Here is a 19,594-nt window from a genome sequence, read left to right as displayed (position 1 = left end):
TAATTATACTACGAGCAATAAGATGGAGATGTTCTTATAAGCAATTCCATCATTAGAATAAGTACGACATCATTTTAATCTGTAGGAGGCAATGACATGCGTTCCACTTTTCAAGGCTTAGAAATTGGAAAACGCGCCCTGTTTACTCAGCAAGGTGCATTACATACTGTTTCACATAATATTGCCAATCAAAATACTCCGGGCTATTCTCGCCAAAGGGTTAATTTTATCCAAACAGAGCCATTTCCAACGGCATCTTTGAATAGGCCGGATATTCCTGGACAAATGGGAACAGGCGTAAAAGCTGGCTCTATCCAGCGAATACGCGATTCTTTCTACGATTTTCAATATCGTGGGGAAAATACGAAGTTTGGCTATTATGCTTCAAAATCAGACGCGTTAAGTAAAATGGAAGATGTTTTGAATGAACCATCGGATAGCGGTCTCGCAAAAGTATTAAATTTGTTTTGGAATTCGCTAGAAGATTTAAGTGTTCATCCAGAGAATGAAGGAACCCGTAAAGTAGTCCTTCGGCGTGGTGAAGGGGTTGGGGAAACTTTTAAATATTTACGCAACTCCTTGGAAAAAATTCAAGGTGATCTCAGTAATGAAATTGATGTTTCGATGAAAAATGTTAATTCTATTTTAGCACAGATTGCCGATCTTAATAGGCAAATTGCGGAAGTAGAACCACATGGCTATTTGCCGAATGATTTGTATGATAAACGCGATCTATTAGTTGATCAACTATCCGGATATTTTGATATTGAGGTACGAAAAGAAAGCAACGGCGGTAATTCACTAGATATTGCCGAGGGAAATTATAAGATCTTCATCAAAGGTGCGGATGGTAAAAATATTCAGGTGGTTGGAAAAGATAGCTATGAAGCGATTACAGTAGTAAAAAAAGGTGGCAATTTGGGTCCTGTTACCGATGTTAAAGTTGGCGATAGATCAATCATGGAAGGTACGAAAGAAGACGGCGTTAAAATGCCATCAGGTAAAATCCAATCACTGATCGAAAGCTATGGTTATGAATATAAGGATGGCACAGACACAAAAGTAACAGGATTATACCCTGAAATGATTGATGACCTTGACAAAATGGCCTATTCGTTCGTAAAGATGTTTAATGAAGTGCATAGTAGAGGCTATGGTTTGGATGGGAAAGAGGGTAAAGATTTTTTTGAGTATCTAGGCGATGATTATAAAGGTGCAGCCGGCAAGATAAAAGTGAATGCTGACCTTAAACCGAGTGAAATTGCTGCCTCTACTGATGTAAAAAAAGCTGATCCAAATGATCCAAATTACGACCCTAGTGATCTAGATAAGGTGAAAGCTGGAAACGGGACTAATGCGATTAACCTTGCTAATATTAAGGATATCTTGATTGAAGGTGGTAGTATTGAATTTGAATTGGAAGGATTCGATGATCCTGATGAATCGAAATTAAGTATGAGTGATTTGGCAATTACAGACGGAACCGTGATGACGTTTTATGAAGGATTAATTGGTGGACTAGGTGTAGATGCGGAGAAGGCGAAGATGCTCGCAAGCAACAGTGCAACGCTGCGGCTATCAGTCGATTATGATCGTTTATCTGTTAGTTCCGTTAACATAGATGAAGAATTTATTGATATGATTCGTTTTCAAAGTGCATATAACGCAGCGGCGAGAAGTATTACAGTTGTCGATGAAATGCTTGATAAAATTATTAACGGCATGGGAATTGTCGGAAGATAGGTGGATGAATGATGCGTGTCACACAATCAATGCTAACAGGAAATATGTTGCGAAACTTGTCCAATAGCTATGAAAGACTTGCAATCTATCAAGAACAGGCTTACACTGGGAAAAAAATTACGAGGCCATCGCAAGATCCGGTCGTTGCCATGAAAGGGATTTATTATCGCACTAATTTAGGAGAAGTAGAACAATTTAAACGGAATTACGCTGAAGCAACCAATTGGTTAGAAAATGCAGATGAGGCATTGGATCAATTAGGCAAGGCCTTGCATAATATTCGTGAACTTGTTACACAAGCGGCAAATGATCCTCTTTCCGATGAGCAGCGCGGGTATATCGGAAAAGAAATTGAGGAAATTCGCAATCATATTGTCGAAATAGCAAATACAAAAGTTGGCAATAAATATATTTTCAATGGAACCGATACGTTAGAAAAACCAGTAGATCTTAGCGTAGAACCTCCTGTATATCCAACCAATCCGTATAAACCAGTAACAATTGAATTAGCAAAAGGTGTGTATATAGACGTCAGCGTAGATACATCCGATATTTTTGGCGACCAAGACGGCAAGCTTTTTAGTGATTTAGATAAAATTGTCAGTATGCTGAATGAAGGAACAACTGGAGAGGAATTAACATCTTTTATTCAGAAAATAGAAGACCATACGGATTCTGTCCTGTCGACACGCGCTTCCTTAGGGGCACAAACGAACAGGATCGAATTAATGCAAGAACGGATTGAACATCAAGCAGTCATTGCAGAGAGAATGATGGCTGATAATGAAGGTGTAGATGCCGAGAAAGCAATCACGGATTTAATTATGGAAGAGAGTCTCTTGCGTGCAGCATTAGGAGTAGGGGCACGGGTAATGCAGCCATCGTTGCTTGATTTCTTACGTTAAAAGCTATCTAGTTAGATAGCTTTTTTCTAACATATATCGTGACAAGGAAGAAAGTTTGAAAGAGGAGGTGTTAAGGATGCTATTACCTCAAATCCGTTTAGAATCGACGTTTGCTCGCATTGGCATCGAGTCTCCACGGGGCCAACAATCGATTGAGCAGCCACGTGCTGATATTGATATTCAACAGCCGCAGGCAGAAATGACGATTGATCGTACACCATCCAAGCTATCAATTGATCAAACGCAAGCGTGGGAAGAGATGGATTTAAAGCATATCTTTAGAAGAATTGAAGAATTTGCTGATCTTGGCTACCAGGATCATCTAACAGGAATTGCCCGTCGCGCTCAAGAAGGCGATGCGTTAATGCGCATTGAGAATGGCGGCAATCCAATTCCCGAAATCGCAAGACGGAATACTGAAAAAGTATATGACTACAAGCTTGGCTTTGTTCCTTCCCATTTTAGTGTCAAAATCGACTATCAACCATCTAAAGTGGATATTCAATGGAAGGTAAACAAGCCAATCATCAACTCAAAAGCTCGTAAAGCAATCACAGAATATAAACCTAGTCCAGTAGAGATTTCTATGAAACAAGACGCATCCTTGAAAATTGACTTTGCGTATTTAAAGTACAAAGGCTATCGCTACGAACAACACATTTAAGCTGGGAGAGGGAGGTGACACAAAGGGCGTAATAAGCGTGCTTTGGGTCACCTCCTTTATCGTTTCATTGCAGCAGACTCTGTTGGTTTTAACCTTATTGGTGTAAAATATAGAACATATTATATATATCCCCTCTAGTGCAGGGGCAGAACGGAGTTTGATAAGAATGAAGATTGAAACGAAGTACCATGGGGAAATCGTAATCAAGGAATCTGATATTTGGAAGTTTTACTATGGCCTGCCGGGGTTTCCAGACGAAACAGCATTTGTGATGCTGCCGCTTCCAAATAATGATCTGTTTTTTGTCCTGCAATCGATTGCCAATCCGTTGCTTGGCTTTGTAATTACAAATCCGTTTTCGTTTTTTCCTGATTACCATTTTAAACTGGATGACCAAACGCTTGAACAGTTAAAAATTGCAGGTGAAGAGGATGTCAACGTCCATATCATCTTAACAGTACAAAAACCATTTTCAGAAACGACTGCAAATTTACGTGCACCACTGATTTTTAATATGAAAGAAAAACAGGCAAAACAGATCATTTTAAATGAGGAACACTATACGACAAAGCACTTGCTCTTTCAAACACCTGCGGGAAAGGCTGGCGAGTGAATATGCTTATTTTAACGAGAAAAAAAGGCGAAGTGATTCAAATTGGCCCTGATATTGAAATCACGATTGCTGAAATCCGTGGCGATCAAGTAAAGATCGGCATTCAAGCACCGCAAAATATCGAAATCCATCGCAAAGAAGTCTATCTTCAGATTCAAGCGGAAAACGAAGCTGCTTCCGAAGCGATCGCTGATCTCTTCACACTCCTGCCGAAAACAGATAAGGAATGAACATAACAAAATCGTCCAATATTCAAACTTAAAATAATAGAAATTCGGGGACGTAGAAGCTGACGAAAACAACAGATTCTTATTTTAAGATGTACACGCTATAGAATCTGTCTAATAAACATGTATTTAGCGAATGAATAACAGGAGAAATTAAGCACCGGCAAAGCATATTTTGTCTTTATCATGAAGAAGAAATCTGTCGTTCATCTATTTTTTCGCCAAAAAGAAAAAATAAAATCGAAAAAATGACAAAAACGATTAAACAATTGTAAATGGAGCCGATATATATGTTGTAAGCAGGAAGGCAGGGGACGGCCGCCCTTGGCAACCTGTTTACGACCAATAAAACAATGGTCCATACGGATGTGGACCACACATTCAAGGAGGAAATCGAACATGATTATCAATCATAACATTGCCGCGTTGAACACTCATCGTCAACTTTCTATGGGATCAACCGCAGCATCCAAAAACATGGAAAAATTATCTTCTGGATTAAAAATTAACCGTGCAGGCGACGATGCAGCAGGTCTAGCAATTTCCGAAAAAATGCGCGCACAAATCCGCGGTTTAGACATGGCATCTAAAAACGCTCAAGACGGTATTTCCCTTATCCAAACAGCTGAAGGTGCATTAAACGAAACACACGCAATCCTTCAACGTATGCGTGAACTTGCAGTTCAAGCTGGTAACGATACAAACGCTGACAGCGACCGCGCAGAAATCCAAAAAGAAATCAACCAATTAACATCAGAAATCAACCGTATTTCCAACACAACTGAGTTTAACACGAAGAAATTGTTAAACGGTGGTGTGGAAGATATTGCAGTGACAACTACAACACCTGGAAAAGTTGCAACATATGACCCTGCTCCAGTAAAGGGTGTATACGAAATTGACCTTACTGGGTTAGCTACAGGTGAAAGTGTTACAATTGATGGCGGCACAGCAATTAATTGGACAACTGATATTGAAACAACTATCAAAGCTATTCAAGCTGACACTACTATAAGTGGGAATTATGACATTCAAGTTAATGGAAATAAAGTAACGTTCACACAAAAAGTTGCTTCAGATACAGCATTAGCTTTCGACAGTACTAATAATACTGTAAAAGGACAATTTGAAGTAAAAACAACAGGTGTTACAGGTACAGAAAAAGAACCGGGAACAGAAGGGGTTTACTCATTCAAATTAGATACATCAGAACTTAGAGATGGCCAAAAAATAGTAATTGATGACGAGACTTATGTTTACAATGGTGAAGGTGCTAACGGTTTTAAAGACTTGACTGAGCTAGCTGATAACATTGCCGCTTCTGGAAAGTATACAGCTTCAGTTGGTACTGATGAGAAAAGTATCACCTTAACGCAAGTAACAGCTTCTGAAGATGGACCAAAAGTTAGCAAAACAACTGGTGATGGAGAATCATTTAAAGCTACGTTGCAAATCGGTGCAAATAAAAACCAAACAATGCAACTTGACATTGGCAATATGAGTGCTAGCAAACTAGGATTAGTTGGTACAACTGTTACAGAAGGATTGGAAGTAACAAATGGTACAAACAACGTTGCAGTAGGAAGTGCATTAAATGTATTAGATCACGATAGTGCGGCTGATGCAGTTAAAATAATCAACGATGCAATTGAAAAAGTTTCTGCAGAGCGTTCTAAGCTTGGTGCGTTCCAAAACCGTTTAGAGCACACTATTAACAACTTAGGTACATCTTCAGAAAACTTAACAGCAGCTGAATCACGTATCCGTGACGTTGATATGGCGAAAGAAATGATGGAGTTCACGAAGAACAACATCCTTACACAAGCATCTCAAGCTATGTTAGCGCAAGCAAACCAACAACCACAAGGTGTACTTCAATTATTACGTTAATCTTTGATAAAATGGGGACTCTAGTTTTACTAGGGTCCCCATTTTTTACTTCGGAGTGAAAAGGATGTGATGTTTGGTTACTGTTCAAGTGAGAAATGGTGATGGGAAGGAGATTAGTGAGATAGCTTTTATACTATTATGCGTCTTTATTCTATAGGATGTACTTCAAAAACAAAGAAAATGCCCGATATATAAATAGTAGCATGATAGGTTTTTAAAAAAGGAGCAATGAAAAATGACAGCGAAGCAGCGAAGCATCTTAGTACCTTCCTATATCAAAACCTTTTCTTGTATTGGCTCAGCATGTGAAGACACTTGTTGCCGGGGCTGGCGTATTAGTGTCGATCATGATACCTATAAAAAGTACACCAATCTTGCCAATAAGGAGATCAAACAAGATTTAAAAAAGCATATAAAACGAAATCGATCTACTCCAAGTAAAAAATATTATGCGAAAATAAACTTAAATGCAAGTGGGGATTGTCCCCTTTTAAATGAACAAAAGCTTTGCAGCATTCAAGAAAAATTAGGAGAAGATTATCTATCTGTCACTTGTAGTACTTATCCAAGAATAACGAATCAAGTGAACAATACCCTCGAAAAGTCGGCAACGATGTCTTGTCCAGAAGCGGCTCGGCTTGCTCTCCTCAATACAGAGAGAATAGAGTTTGAAGAAATAGCAGCGTATACAACAACGTTGCGTGATGAACCATCCAAAAAAATAGATACGATGAATAGAGATGTCAATCAGATAGAGCACCACTTCTGGGACCTGCGGATTTTCACCATCCAAGTAATCCAAAATCGTCACTATTCGTTAACTGACCGCTTAATTATTTTAGGAATGTTTTATCAAAAGCTGCAAGAATATGTGAATGAAAAAAAAATCGAATATATACCACAACTCATCGCTTCTTATACAACAATGATGGAGAAACACGAGCTAGACGAAAGTTTATCGACTATTCCTGCTTTAACTACGATTCAGATGAAATTAGTGAAGGAACTTACGGATCTACGGTTGTTTAAGGGGGGAAATCACGAGAGGTATATGCAATGTTTTAAAGAGATGTTGATAGGAATAAATTATACAGTAGGGAATACTATCGAAAACATCTCTGTGTGCTATCAAGAAGCACATGATACATATTATTTGCCATTCATGAAAAAGCATGATTATATTCTTGAAAATTATCTTGTTCATTACGTTTTTAAGAACTTGTTTCCAATCAACAGGGGGAAACATGTTTTTGATGAATATGTGCTGTTCATTGTACATTACGCCATGATTAAACTCCATTTGATTGGGATGGCGGGGTATTATAAAAAGGAATTTTCTCCTGATCATGTGATTCGATTGATTCAATCCTTTTCAAGAGTAGTAGAGCACAATCATTCTTATCTTAGAGAAATTGAAAAATTATTAACGGAGAATGGTTTTACCACGATGGCATTTATGGCCATTTTAATTAAAAACTAACGGATAAAACTTCTATAAACAGACCAAAGGATGTGCAAAATTGGAAAAATATATAGATGTAATGAGACGAATAAATGAATTATTTGAAACGTGCGAAGAAGCTTTGAATCATATTCATTTGCAACTAGAATCAGGATATTTTGAACAAGCGCTGCCGTTATTTAGTGATGTCTTCACTGCAATATTTGAAATCGAAAAGTCAATTTCCCCTTTTTCAAAACAACTATCTTTCAACCATCTTGAAGAGTACTACAGTCCATTGAAAGATGCAATGGAAGACGTCATTAAAAGCTATGAAAATAGCCGCTTTGAAGAAATCAACATCATATTAAAGAGAAAGATAATGCCTCATTTTCAAAGCTTGAAAGAAAATATATTGACCAATTTACGTCCTTATATACTCTCGTAAACAGTACATCATCAGCAAGGTTTAGTTAGAACTGTAGTAGAACATTGCTGATATGATTGAACGAAAAGGAACTCTTAAAAACGAACGGTCAATGAAGACGTTATTGTTATTCATTTTTGCTGATTCATTGATAAGGCATGATGTCAAAATGCTCATAACAACACTTGTGTGAAAACGCTATTAACACACTTCGATAACCGGAATGCGATGATAGGCATATCCGGTTTTTTGCGTGAGTTTATAGGGGAAAAGTAATGATCGAATGAATCATTGAAGGTAACAGATACAACTGCAAACGCAGTTCAAATAATTACTCATTACACAAATAAACAGACAACTGATGTTGAACCGTCATATGATTCAAAGAACAGTGGAGTAGATATAAGACGGTAACGACTTGAAACAGATTCTTAGGAAATAACACAGATTATAGCAATGATCATAGTGCTGAGCAAACAATCCTTCGGAACTCAGCGCTTTTTATTGAAGCATCACAAGCAAGGGGAGAAAGGAAAGGGATGGGCGAGTTGTTACCGAGGAAATTCGGAAGCAGAACAATCTTCTTATGACACCAAAAAGGTAAATAAGACATTGGGCAAATTCAGCCAAGAAACAAGTGAAAAGATAAAGGAGATGTGGATGTAAAGCAGCGAGTTTAAGCTGGTGAAGTGAACGATCCTAAACGGGAAGTACATTTGCGTACATCTTGAAAACAGTAAATCAAGCGTTTAAGTCGGTTCAGTATGTTTCTGCAAAAGGATTTGAATGATTATCTAAGCTAATAATAAGCTCAAAAACTCATCTTCTGAAAAAATGTACACACATCTGGTAAAGCTTTGAGCGCAAAGCCCATTATCTGCAAAGTTCCCTATATGAAAGGGAAAATAATACAGGAGAGAGGTTTGATAAAATGGAAGATTGGAAGCGGTAAGCGATGTCTATTCTCCCTTACCACTTCTATTTTACTAATGTCCGTGATGAAAAAAAATTTATTTTACGTCTCTAAAGCTGACGATCTTCATTTTCTCTATTTACCATACATATCCATAAGGATAATATGGTGGACCATAAAGGTATGGATTAAATAATACACTCCCTGCTAATCCGCCTAATACCCCGCCTAAAAAAGGAGCTCCGAAAAAAGGTCCTCCGAAAAAAGGTCCGCCAAAAAATGGGCGACCAAAACCAAATGGTCGAATTCTTTCATCCGCTTCTCTGTTTCGAAAATAATAAGGTTCTTGTTGATAGGATGAATCCATAGAGAGATGGCTATATGAGGGTGCCTCATAGTAACTAACATCCATTTCAGGACCGTAAGTTAACGTCGTTTCATAAGGCATAGGTTGCATCTTTTTGTTCCTCCTCTAATTTCATTTTTTTGCTTCCCTACAGGATATGTACCTATACCTTTAAATTCTTGGGTGGATGCCCCTTTTATGGAGAATATGTTAAAAAGCACGAGTTTTCTCTCGTGCTAAGTGCTAAGCAAATAAAAATACCCTCTACAATAAGCTAGAGGGCATTTCAACATACATACTTCGGAGGTCATACATACTTATGGATAATTCTCTCAGAGCCCTTTTCCTATCATCTATATAAGAGAGGTTAAGTCTTTGAGAAATTATTGATTGTCTACATCTTAGCACCTTTTCAAAGCAACGTCAAGATGAATCATGATTAATTTAAAAAATGTCAAGTGTGTTCTATTTCCATTTATGGGTGATTCCTCATGAAACATCACTTATTCTTTACATCAAACAAAGTGAAACTTTCTAGTAGTGAAGGGGTTCTCAACATGTATAGAGTTCAAGCTAAGAACGAACATCCTCGAAAAAGAAGGAATCGTTTTTCCACGTACGATTTATGGATGCCGAAGCACTTCTTGTCATGTGACAATGCCTTTTGACCAAGCATTCTGCTGACCCGAACGAAACGGACATATAAATTTCCGTTATCCCTACCCAGCGCTTAGATTTTTTTACTCTTTAGGTAGGGGCTTACTGCCAGTTAGATGTGGGATAAAAATTTTCGATGATTTATTAAGTTTGTTTGTAAAACCATTTCATTAAAGAAGGTGGAGTCTTACGATTAAATTTAATAGGGGAAAATTTGTGCATGTAAGTAATTCATTTTCGCTTCCATTTGCTAAACAATAAGAAGTCTAACCCGATAATATAATTAGACAATTTAAAATGGTGAAGGGAAGAGAACGTTATGATTGAACGATTTGGGGGCAAGATTGGTTCTACTAATCTCATCGCTGATAGTCTTAAGAGTGAAATAAGTAAAGCAGCGGCTGTATCGAACATAGTTCAGTCTGATGCAAAGGATTGGAGAGACGGGATTTTTCCAAAAAAAGAAATCGATCATGTAGTTCAAGTCATGAACGAAGTGATGGAAAACTCTCATCGTCACTTGAAATTCGAGTTTCATGATCAATTAAATGAATATTATGTTACGATTATCGATCAAGAAACGAACGAAATTATTCGAGAAATCCCACCAAAAAAATTATTGGACATGTTTGCCGCAATGACAGAATTTGTAGGCTTGATGGTAGACAAGAAAATCTAGTAAAAGGAGTTAAGTATTACTAGAATCAATTTGTATTTTGGGAAACATAACGAAATAAAAATTTAAGGAGTGTTCAACATGGTGATGCGCGTGGGTGGATTAGCAAGCGGTATGGATATTGATTCTATTGTCCGCGATTTAATGAACGTAGAGCGGATTCCACTAGATAAGCTGAAACAAAAGAAACAAATATTGGAATGGAAACGTAATGATTATCGAGAAATAAATGCATCATTTTTCCAATTTAGGAATTTATTATTTGATATGAGACGAGAATCCTCATATAAAACAAGAACAGTAGCATCTAGTGATGAGGCAAAACTAAGCGCGGTTGCTTCTGCCGCAGCTAGCAGAGGATCTTATACAATATCAAATGTAAAGCAGCTAGCTAAAGCAGCTTATATGCTAAATGATGATGCTATCTCAAGTGGAGAAAAAATCGATGTCAATAAAGGCTTGTATAGCCAAATGGATAAATTCGCAGCAGGGAACGACTTTCAGTGGTCGGAAGGTGTTGTGCAACATAAAAACATTGATACCAAGGAAGATACAAAAGAGATTAATCTCAATATCGAAAATGCTAAGTTGCAGGATTTAGCTAAAATGTCTGTGAAAGTAAACGGAAAAACGTTTCAAGTTGTCACCGATGAAAGTGCGGTTTTAAAAGACAATGAAGTGTTAGTAAAAGAAGATGGCACAATGCAATTCGGTTCGGAAGTCAAGAAAGGCAGTACGGTTAAAGTCGATTATATCCTTGATGAAAAAACAGATACGCGTACGGCTTCAGAGAATGGCATTAAAACGTGGAATTTAGGTAGAGGGTCGATTGCAGAATTGACTGTTCAGATTAATAATAAGAAATATGAAGCAAAGACAAATAGCGAAGGGTTGACAGAGCTGATAAGCAGTGATGGCGAGGTTATTGGAACTGTCGATAAAGAAACAGGTGTTATTACTTTCACAGAAAATCAAGAAGAAGGAACAGAAATTTCTGTTTCTTACAAACAGCATTATGCTACATTTAACCTGACAACTCATACATCAAATGGGGAAATGAGTGAAAACTTTATTATCCAAGGGAATGAAACGCTAAATCATGTAATGAAAAAGGTAAACGAATCAAAACTTGGTGTCAACATGTTCTATGATGCTCATACGGACCGCATCTCACTTACGAGGTCGGAGACAGGGAAGTTTAATGAAGTCAATGACGAGCCTGATATCATTACCAATGGCGACTTTCTTCATAAGCTGTTGCAATTTGAAAATAAGCACTATACGGAAGGGCAAAATGCAGTGCTTACCATTAACGGTTTGGCTACAGAACGGAGTTCAAACACGTTTACGATGAATGGCGTTACGATTACATTAAAGCAAACATTTGATGAAGAACAAACGATAACGATTGGCAACGATAATCAAAAAACATTCGACAATATTGTTAATTTCGTTAATGAATACAATAAGCTCATTGATATGATCCAGAACAAAACTTCTGAAAAACGTTATCGAGATTTCCTTCCTTTGACAGATGAACAGAAGGGGGAGCTTTCTGATAAACAACAGGAAGCGTGGGAGGAAAAAGCTAAAAGTGGATTGCTAAAAGGCGATGTCATACTCTCTTCTGCGCTATCACAAATGCGGATCTCCTTGTATGGGAGTGTTGAAAATGATGGGATGTTCAAGCAACTTGCTAGTATTGGCATAACAACGACAAAAGACTATCTTTCTGGTGGTAAGCTCGAAATCAATGAAGAAAAATTAAAAGCAGCATTGGAAGCCGATCCTGAATCAGTTGAAAATCTATTTCGCGGCGGCGATGATGGCGGCGAAAATGAAAAAGGAGTCATCCGACGTCTTTACGATGATGCCACCGATATAATGGAGAAACTAAGGCTAAAAGCTGGGCAGGATAAATCAGGTAATAATGACTTTGCAATCGGAAAAGAAATAGATGATGTCGATAAACGAATTGATCGTTATACGGAACGCTTAAAAATGGTGGAAGAACGCTACTGGCGTCAATATACGAGAATGGAACAAGCAATACAGCGTGCAAACTCGCAGTCAGCTTATTTAATGCAACAATTCGGAATGGGTCAATAGAAATCCGATGTAAAATACAAATATTCATTTCACAAAATTTCATGTAGTGCTGGTCTCTTTGGATATAACTTCAAAAAAGTTAAGTTTTTAAAATAAAAGTGTTATTACATTACTAGGTATTTTTTAAGTGATATAATGAAAATAAGTGAGACTTTAGACTGGTATACAATTAACTATAAAAAAGTTTCACTTTATCCCACATCTAACTGGCAGTAAGACCCCCACCTCAAGAGTTAGAGTAATCGAGAAGTCTAGGTGGGGGATAACTGCCAGTAAATGTCCGATTGGTTCAACTAACCATCAGTGGGGGATGAGAGAAAACCCCCACTGATGGAAGTTTCACTTTATTTTTAGCAAGATAAAGGGAGTGTCCTGATTCATGGCAGCTAAAAATCCATATCAAACATATCAAAACAATTCGATCAACACTGCTTCTCCTGGTGAACTAACTTTGATGCTGTATAATGGATGTTTGAAATTTATTACACTCGCCAAAGCAGCGATGGAACAACAGAAAATTACAGAGAAGAACGAAAATATTCAAAAAGCCCAAGCAATTGTAAAAGAATTGATGGTAACATTAAAGCCAGATGCAGACATCTCAACTCATATGTTGGCTATTTATGACTTTGTTCATCGCCGATTAATGGATGCAAACGTGAAAAATGACCCAGCTATGCTTGATGAAGCCGCAGAATTAATAAGAGAATTTCGCGACACATGGAAGCAAGTGATTCAAGAAAATAGAATTCAACAATTTGGTACGGAAGGTGGACAAGCATGACTGCTGTAAAGGAATGCTATGAAACTACCGAACAGCTCCTTGCCTTAACGCAAGCGGCAACGAAAGAAAAGCGCGATGAGCAAATTGAACAAATCGACCGATTGCTTGCAAAACGAGAGCAATTGCTTCCGAGCATCCAGCCGCCTTATACAGAGGAAGAGAAAAAACTAGGAAGAGAAATGGTTGAAAAAAATAAGTTGATAGATTCTTTGCTGCAGCAGATTTACCAATCTATTCAACGCGATATGAATGGATTAGAGAAAGAAAAAGTGTCTGTGAAAAAATATGCTAATCCTTATGAAAACTTACAAACTGCCAGCGTCTTCTATGATAAACGTAATTAGTAAGTTGTCATTAAACATTTATCCCACATTTAACTGGCAGTAAGCCCCCCACCTTGGATAGTAAGAGGAATCGAAGAAGTCTAGGTGGGAGATAACTGAAAGTCAAATGTCCGATTGGTTCGGGCCTACAGGACGTAGGTCACAAAGGCGTTGCAACAGGACAAGGAAAGCTTCGGCAGCGATACATCGCACGAAGAAAAGCGGTTTCCTTTTCGAGGACGTTGCGATCTTAAGCCTTTGTTCTACTTCTTGTCCAGTAGGGGATGAGAAAAAACCCCGACTCATGGAAGTTTCACTTTATATTGCTATGTGACCTTAGCAAGTTGCACATTGACCAACTGCTTACAGCGTCATGAATACTTTTAATTGGCTGTCGCAATAAGACAGCCTGTCATTCAATCAAAATTGAATTCCTCATTCCTTCATTAATCATGAAGGTTAAATTCGAAAAGTTTTGTCACGATCTATTTCTAGCTGACATTTTGTGTATGTGAACGGGTATATTTGTGGAATGTTAGGAGTTGTGAAAGAAAGTATTTGGTCATTTTGAATGTCTCCTTTTGCATATGATGGAATAAAAGTTTAAAATAGAAGTAGTCCCACTACCATCTGCTCCCTGTTATTGACCAGTTTGCTTTAACAAATTGCTACACATACAAGCTTATTTGTCAACAGTATGACATATTCCTCAATCGGTCTATGCAGGGATTTAGATGTAATGTGGAGAAGTATATAAGTGAAGCATTTACAAAGGGAGGAATCCACATGATGAATTACAACATTCGTGGCGAAAATATTGAGGTAACGCCTGCAATTCGTGATTATGTAGAGAAAAAAGTAAGCAAGCTTGATCGTTACTTTAATGAAACTCCTAACGCCAATGTCCATGTAAATCTAAAAGTCTATCAAGATAAAACAGCCAAAGTGGAGATTACGATCCCACTTCCTAGCCTAGTATTGAGGGCAGAGGAAACAAATCTTGATATGTATGCAGCAGTTGACTTAATTGTAGATAAATTAGAGCGGCAAATCCGCAAACATAAAACAAAAGTAAATCGTAAATTTCGCGAACGCGGAAATACGAAAGAATTTTTTGCAAATGTGGCTGGGAACGGCGCAGCGCAAGATGAAGAGGAAAACGATTTAGAGGTTGTAAGAACGAAGCGTTTTGATTTAAAGCCAATGGATAGCGAAGAGGCTGTGCTTCAAATGAATCTTCTTGGCCATAGCTTCTTTGTTTATACAGATGCAGACACAAATAGCACCAATATTGTGTATCGCCGCAAAGACGGAAAATATGGTTTAATTGAAACAAACTAATAAAGACAGGACTGGCCCAAAGGTTTTGAAATGTTGGGCCAGTCTTTTTCTTTAGAAATGTTTAGTGGAAGCTGTTTGATGTGGCGATCATTTTTTGTTGTCTTTGGAGAGGTAATTAATGGGATATATACAAGGGGGAAATACGCTGAATCATCATTTCTAATCTGCTTTTAAGATGCTATTTATAACATAGAAATAGGTAGCGATCTATACACAAATCTCATCTTTACATATTTGAGGCATAGAAATGAACTTATATTTTACTCTTTTCACGATTGTGATGTTGAACATGCATAAATGAAAACTCTTATGTCTGTAAGGGCTTTCCTCATGCTGCAAGTTGTCACCTAAAGGTGATAGTGTTAATATTAAAAAGAAGAAATAGCGATGGAAGTTGTGAAAAAAAGTTTGGGAAAATAGCTAGCGGCTTTTCTAGTTATTGGTTTCACTGATTCGAAACGTTTTCTAGTCGATCCTTAGAAATTTCTCAGGAAAATTGATTATTTTTATCTATAACTTTTTCCTCGAACTTCTCTGCTGCTTTCCTTCAGTTTGAATCCTATTAATAGAACAGGTTTATCTCAAAAAAATACTTTTAAACTTCATTTATTTCTATAAGTGTCTTTCTATTAGGCAGAATCTTCATTCGTGTTTCACAAAAAGCAGCATTGCCTTAAAAACAAAACTTGGGATAAATGATAAGAATAGTGAAAACAGTGATTTTGTATCACTTTATAATAAAGGAGCGTTATATAGATGGCTGGTTTTTTATCGAAAGTGTTTGATGCGAACAGGCGGGAATTAAAAAGCCTGGAGAAAATAGCAGATAAAATTGATGCACTAAGCGGCACGATGGAACAGTTGACAGATGAGGAGCTCCGTCAAAAAACAACTGAGTTCAAAGAACGCTACAAAAATGGTGAATCACTTGATGATATGCTTGTAGAAGCTTTTGCTGTCGTTCGAGAAGGCGCAAAGCGTGTTTTAAATATGTATCCATTTAAGGTGCAGCTAATGGGGGGCGCAGCGCTCCATGATGGAAATATAGCAGAGATGAAAACGGGGGAAGGGAAAACACTGACAGCAACAATGCCCGTTTATTTGAATGCCCTCTCTGGCAAAGGTGTTCACGTCATTACAGTGAACGAATATTTAGCAAGCCGTGATGCTGAAGAGATGGGGCAATTATATGAATTTCTCGGTCTAACAGTTGGTCTTAATTTGAATAGTCTTTCCAAGGAAGAAAAGAAAGAAGCGTATGAAGCAGACATTACGTATGGAACAAACAATGAATTTGGCTTTGACTATCTTCGGGACAATATGGTCGTGTATAAAGAACAAATGGTACAGCGCCCTCTTCATTATGCGGTCATTGATGAAGTTGACTCTATTCTTATTGATGAAGCGCGGACGCCGCTCATTATTTCTGGACAAGCACAAAAGTCTACACAGCTATATATACAAGCGAATGCGTTTGTTCGGACGTTGAAAAAAGAGGAAGACTATACTTATGATGAGAAAACAAAAGGCGTACTATTAACAGAAGAAGGAATGAATAAAGCAGAACGGGCTTTTGGAATTGACAACCTCTTTGATATTACGCATGTCACATTAAATCATCATATCAATCAAGCGTTGAAAGCACATGTCAGTATGCATCTTGATGTTGATTATGTCGTGCAAGAAGGCGAGATTGTCATTGTTGACCAATTTACAGGACGTTTAATGAAAGGACGCCGTTTTAGTGATGGTCTACACCAAGCGATTGAGGCGAAAGAAGGAGTCGAGATTCAAAATGAAAGCATGACGATGGCGACGATTACCTTCCAAAACTACTTCAGAATGTATAAAAAGCTTGCAGGAATGACGGGAACAGCGAAAACCGAAGAAGAAGAATTTCGGAACATTTATAATATGAGGGTTATTCCAATACCGACAAATAAGCCAATTGTACGGGATGACCGTCCTGATTTGATTTATGCAAGCATGGAAGGAAAATTCCGAGCAGTTGTAGAGGACATTGCAGAACGGCATAAAGCCGGGCAGCCCGTCTTAGTTGGGACGGTTGCCATTGAAACCTCAGAATTAATCTCAAAGCTTTTAGTTAAAAAAGGGGTTCGGCATAATGTATTAAATGCCAAAAATCATGGTAGAGAAGCAGAAATTATTGCTGAAGCTGGCCATCAGGGAGCGGTTACGATTGCTACGAATATGGCAGGACGTGGTACGGATATTAAGCTTGGTGAAGGTGTAAAAGAGCTTGGCGGCCTTGCAGTTGTAGGTACAGAGCGTCATGAATCTCGACGGATTGACAATCAGCTTCGCGGTCGTTCTGGACGTCAAGGCGATCCAGGCGTAACTCAGTTCTATCTCTCGATGGAAGATGAACTAATGCGTCGATTTGGCTCTGATAATATGAAAAGTATGATGATGCGTTTAGGAATGGATGATTCTCAGCCAATTCAAAGCAAAATGGTAACCAAAGCGGTTGAATCTGCGCAAAAACGTGTGGAAGGGAACAACTTTGATGCAAGGAAGCAGCTGCTGCAATATGATGACGTGCTGCGCCAGCAGCGGGAGATTATTTATAATCAGCGCAACGAAGTATTAGAATCCGAACATTTGCGAGAGATTGTAGAGAAGATGATTCAATCAACAGTCGATCGAGTAGTCAGTGTCCATACGCCAAAAGCAGAGGAAGAAGAAGAATGGAACCTTCAAGGAATCATCGATTATGTCCATGCGAATCTGCTTCCTGAAGGGGACGTTGCCATAACCGATCTTCGCGGCAAAGAACCGGAAGAAATGGCAGAGCTGATGATGGAAAAAGTGAAAATGCGCTATAATGAAAAAGAAGAGCAAATGGCAGAAGATCAAATGCGAGAATTTGAAAAGGTTGTTCTGCTCCGAGCTGTCGATTCAAAATGGATTGACCATATTGATGCGATGGATCAGCTTCGCCAAGGGATTCATCTGCGTGCTTACGGTCAAATTGATCCGCTGCGCGAGTATCAAAATGAAGGCTTTATGATGTTTGAACGAATGATTGAGGCAATTGAAGAAGATGCTTCTAAATATATAATGAAAGCAGAAATTCGCAATAACCTTGAACGCCAGCAAGTAGCGAAAGGTGAAGCAGTCAATCCGAAAGAAGATGGCGAAAAGGTAAAGAGAAAGCCTGTTAAAAAAGGTCCGACCATTGGACGCAATGAACCTTGTCCATGTGGAAGCGGCAAAAAGTACAAGCATTGCTGTGGCAAAAACGCATAAGATCGTATATGATGTAAAACTTCACTTAGGGAAGCATACCCCTAAGTGAAGGGCGATGTTTGTGTAAAATGTTTCACAGTGATAATCATAATATATTTCATTTTACAGAGGTGAAGAAGATGGAATTATTTGAAATTCGATCAGAGTTAGAAAAAACCGCCAAGCGATTAGCGGATTTTAGGGGGTCTCTTTGACCTCGAAAATAAAGAGGTAAGAATTGCTGAGTTGGATGAAAGAATGCTTGATCCAGGATTTTGGGATCATCAGGATGAAGCGCAAACTGTTATTAATGAATTAAACGCACTAAAGGATTTGGTGCATGAATATAAAGAACTGTTAGAAACACAGGAAAATCTAGAACTGACATATGAGCTCATTAAAGAAGAGGAAGAAAAAGATGAAGCGATGGAAGCCGAACTTGAAACAGAGCTAAAAGCATTTACGAAGCAATTGAATGATTACGAGCTTCAGCTCTTATTAAGTGGTCCTTACGATAAAAATAATGCCATTCTTGAGCTTCATCCTGGTGCTGGCGGCACCGAATCTCAAGATTGGGGTTCTATCCTTTTACGGATGTACACACGCTGGGCGGAGAAAAAAGGCTTCAAAGTGGAGACATTGAACTATTTGCCTGGAGATGAAGCAGGGATTAAAAGTGTTACTTTATTAATTAAAGGCCATAATGCATATGGCTACTTAAAAGCAGAAAAAGGCATCCATCGCCTCGTCCGCATTTCTCCTTTTGATTCATCTGGAAGACGCCATACATCGTTTGTCTCTTGTGATGTCATGCCGGAGTTTAGCGATGGTGTTGAAGTGGAGATTCGTTCCGAAGATTTAAAAATTGATACGTACCGTTCCAGTGGAGCAGGCGGACAGCACGTCAATACGACAGATTCCGCAGTTCGTATCACACATTTGCCGACTGGTGTTGTCGTTACTTGCCAGTCAGAACGTTCTCAAATTAAAAACCGGGAGCGCGCGATGAATATGCTCAAAGCCAAGCTTTATCAACGTGAAATTGAAGAAAAAGAAAAAGCATTGGCCGAAATTCGTGGAGAGCAAAAAGAAATTGGCTGGGGCAGCCAAATTCGCTCTTATGTGTTCCATCCTTATTCAATGGTCAAAGACCATAGAACCAATACGGAAGTCGGGAACGTCCAAGCAGTAACTGACGGCGAAATAGACATATTTATTGATGGATATTTACGGTCGCAGGTGTAAAACTGAGCCCTAACGAAAAGGTGGAGAAATGAGATTATTTT

15 protein-coding genes and 2 pseudogenes are annotated in these 19,594 nt (G+C 38.4%); 16 read left to right on the top strand and 1 reads right to left on the bottom strand.

The genetic code is table 11. The features are described 5' to 3' along the window. Positions 1-96 precede the first annotated feature (96 nt). From flgK to J2S08_RS14700, 9 genes and pseudogenes are all read left to right on the top strand, one after another. Positions 97-1,743 (top strand): flagellar hook-associated protein FlgK, encoded by a 1,647-nt coding sequence (flgK, locus tag J2S08_RS14735; protein ID WP_307230779.1) that lies wholly within the window; start codon positions 97-99, stop codon positions 1,741-1,743. Positions 1,744-1,754: 11 nt separating this feature from the next. Further along, positions 1,755-2,648: a flagellar hook-associated protein FlgL gene (gene flgL, locus J2S08_RS14730; RefSeq protein WP_307230777.1), complete on the top strand. Its 894-nt coding sequence runs from the start codon at positions 1,755-1,757 to the stop codon at positions 2,646-2,648. 76 nt (positions 2,649-2,724) lie between these two features. Further along, positions 2,725-3,312, top strand: a complete 588-nt coding sequence (locus J2S08_RS14725; protein WP_307230775.1) for a DUF6470 family protein — start codon at positions 2,725-2,727, stop codon at positions 3,310-3,312. Positions 3,313-3,478: 166 nt separating this feature from the next. After that, positions 3,479-3,925, top strand: coding sequence for a flagellar assembly protein FliW (fliW, locus tag J2S08_RS14720; protein WP_307230773.1), 447 nt, complete (start codon positions 3,479-3,481; stop codon positions 3,923-3,925). Positions 3,926-3,927: 2 nt separating this feature from the next. Beyond that, on the top strand, positions 3,928-4,155 hold the full coding sequence (csrA, locus tag J2S08_RS14715; RefSeq protein WP_307230840.1) for a carbon storage regulator CsrA: 228 nt from the start codon (positions 3,928-3,930) through the stop codon (positions 4,153-4,155). Positions 4,156-4,518: 363 nt separating this feature from the next. Continuing rightward, positions 4,519-4,905 (top strand): annotated as a pseudogene (locus J2S08_RS22570) (flagellin N-terminal helical domain-containing protein); the annotation flags it as partial. Positions 4,906-5,781: 876 nt separating this feature from the next. Then, a pseudogene (locus J2S08_RS22565) lies at positions 5,782-6,042 on the top strand (flagellin); the annotation flags it as partial. 235 nt (positions 6,043-6,277) lie between these two features. Beyond that, positions 6,278-7,522: a flagellin lysine-N-methylase gene (gene fliB, locus J2S08_RS14705; RefSeq protein ID WP_307230770.1), complete on the top strand. Its 1,245-nt coding sequence runs from the start codon at positions 6,278-6,280 to the stop codon at positions 7,520-7,522. Between the two features lie 40 nt (positions 7,523-7,562). Beyond that, positions 7,563-7,931 (top strand): hypothetical protein, encoded by a 369-nt coding sequence (locus J2S08_RS14700; protein WP_307230768.1) that lies wholly within the window; start codon positions 7,563-7,565, stop codon positions 7,929-7,931. A gap of 1,031 nt (positions 7,932-8,962) precedes the next feature. Here the strand turns inward: J2S08_RS14700 and J2S08_RS14695 are convergent. Continuing rightward, the gene (locus J2S08_RS14695; protein WP_307230838.1) at positions 8,963-9,190 is read right to left on the bottom strand and encodes a hypothetical protein; all 228 of its coding nucleotides are present in this window, start codon (positions 9,188-9,190) and stop codon (positions 8,963-8,965) included. Positions 9,191-10,145: 955 nt separating this feature from the next. Between J2S08_RS14695 and flaG the strand changes: the two genes are divergently transcribed. The 7 genes from flaG to prfB all read left to right on the top strand — a co-directional run bounded on the left by flaG (position 10,146) and on the right by prfB (position 19,553). Next, positions 10,146-10,505, top strand: a complete 360-nt coding sequence (gene flaG, locus J2S08_RS14690; RefSeq protein WP_307230766.1) for a flagellar protein FlaG — start codon at positions 10,146-10,148, stop codon at positions 10,503-10,505. A 78-nt stretch (positions 10,506-10,583) separates the two neighbouring features. Further along, positions 10,584-12,611, top strand: a complete 2,028-nt coding sequence (gene fliD / locus J2S08_RS14685; protein WP_307230764.1) for a flagellar filament capping protein FliD — start codon at positions 10,584-10,586, stop codon at positions 12,609-12,611. A 379-nt stretch (positions 12,612-12,990) separates the two neighbouring features. Then, positions 12,991-13,395, top strand: coding sequence for a flagellar export chaperone FliS (fliS, locus tag J2S08_RS14680; protein ID WP_307230762.1), 405 nt, complete (start codon positions 12,991-12,993; stop codon positions 13,393-13,395). After that, the gene (locus tag J2S08_RS14675; RefSeq protein ID WP_307230760.1) at positions 13,392-13,739 is read left to right on the top strand and encodes a flagellar protein FliT; all 348 of its coding nucleotides are present in this window, start codon (positions 13,392-13,394) and stop codon (positions 13,737-13,739) included. Before fliS ends, J2S08_RS14675 begins: the two co-directional genes overlap by 4 nt. Before the next feature lie 765 nt (positions 13,740-14,504). Beyond that, positions 14,505-15,059 carry a ribosome hibernation-promoting factor, HPF/YfiA family gene (hpf, locus tag J2S08_RS14670; RefSeq protein WP_307230758.1) on the top strand — a complete coding sequence of 185 codons (555 nt, stop codon included), beginning with the start codon at positions 14,505-14,507 and terminating at the stop codon, positions 15,057-15,059. 756 nt (positions 15,060-15,815) lie between these two features. Beyond that, positions 15,816-18,329 carry a preprotein translocase subunit SecA gene (gene secA, locus J2S08_RS14665; RefSeq protein ID WP_307230756.1) on the top strand — a complete coding sequence of 838 codons (2,514 nt, stop codon included), beginning with the start codon at positions 15,816-15,818 and terminating at the stop codon, positions 18,327-18,329. 119 nt (positions 18,330-18,448) lie between these two features. After that, a protein-coding gene (prfB, locus tag J2S08_RS14660; protein ID WP_307230754.1) for a peptide chain release factor 2 occupies positions 18,449-19,553 on the top strand; the annotation gives its coding sequence in 2 pieces (ribosomal slippage) (positions 18,449-18,520 and positions 18,522-19,553; 1,104 coding nt in all). The last annotated feature ends 41 nt before the right edge of the window (positions 19,554-19,594 follow it).

This window comes from Bacillus chungangensis, assembly GCF_030812995.1.
In the GTDB taxonomy this organism is placed as follows: domain Bacteria; phylum Bacillota; class Bacilli; order Bacillales; family Bacillaceae_C; genus Bacillus_CF; species Bacillus_CF chungangensis.
This window is presented reverse-complemented; position numbering and strand designations above follow the sequence as displayed.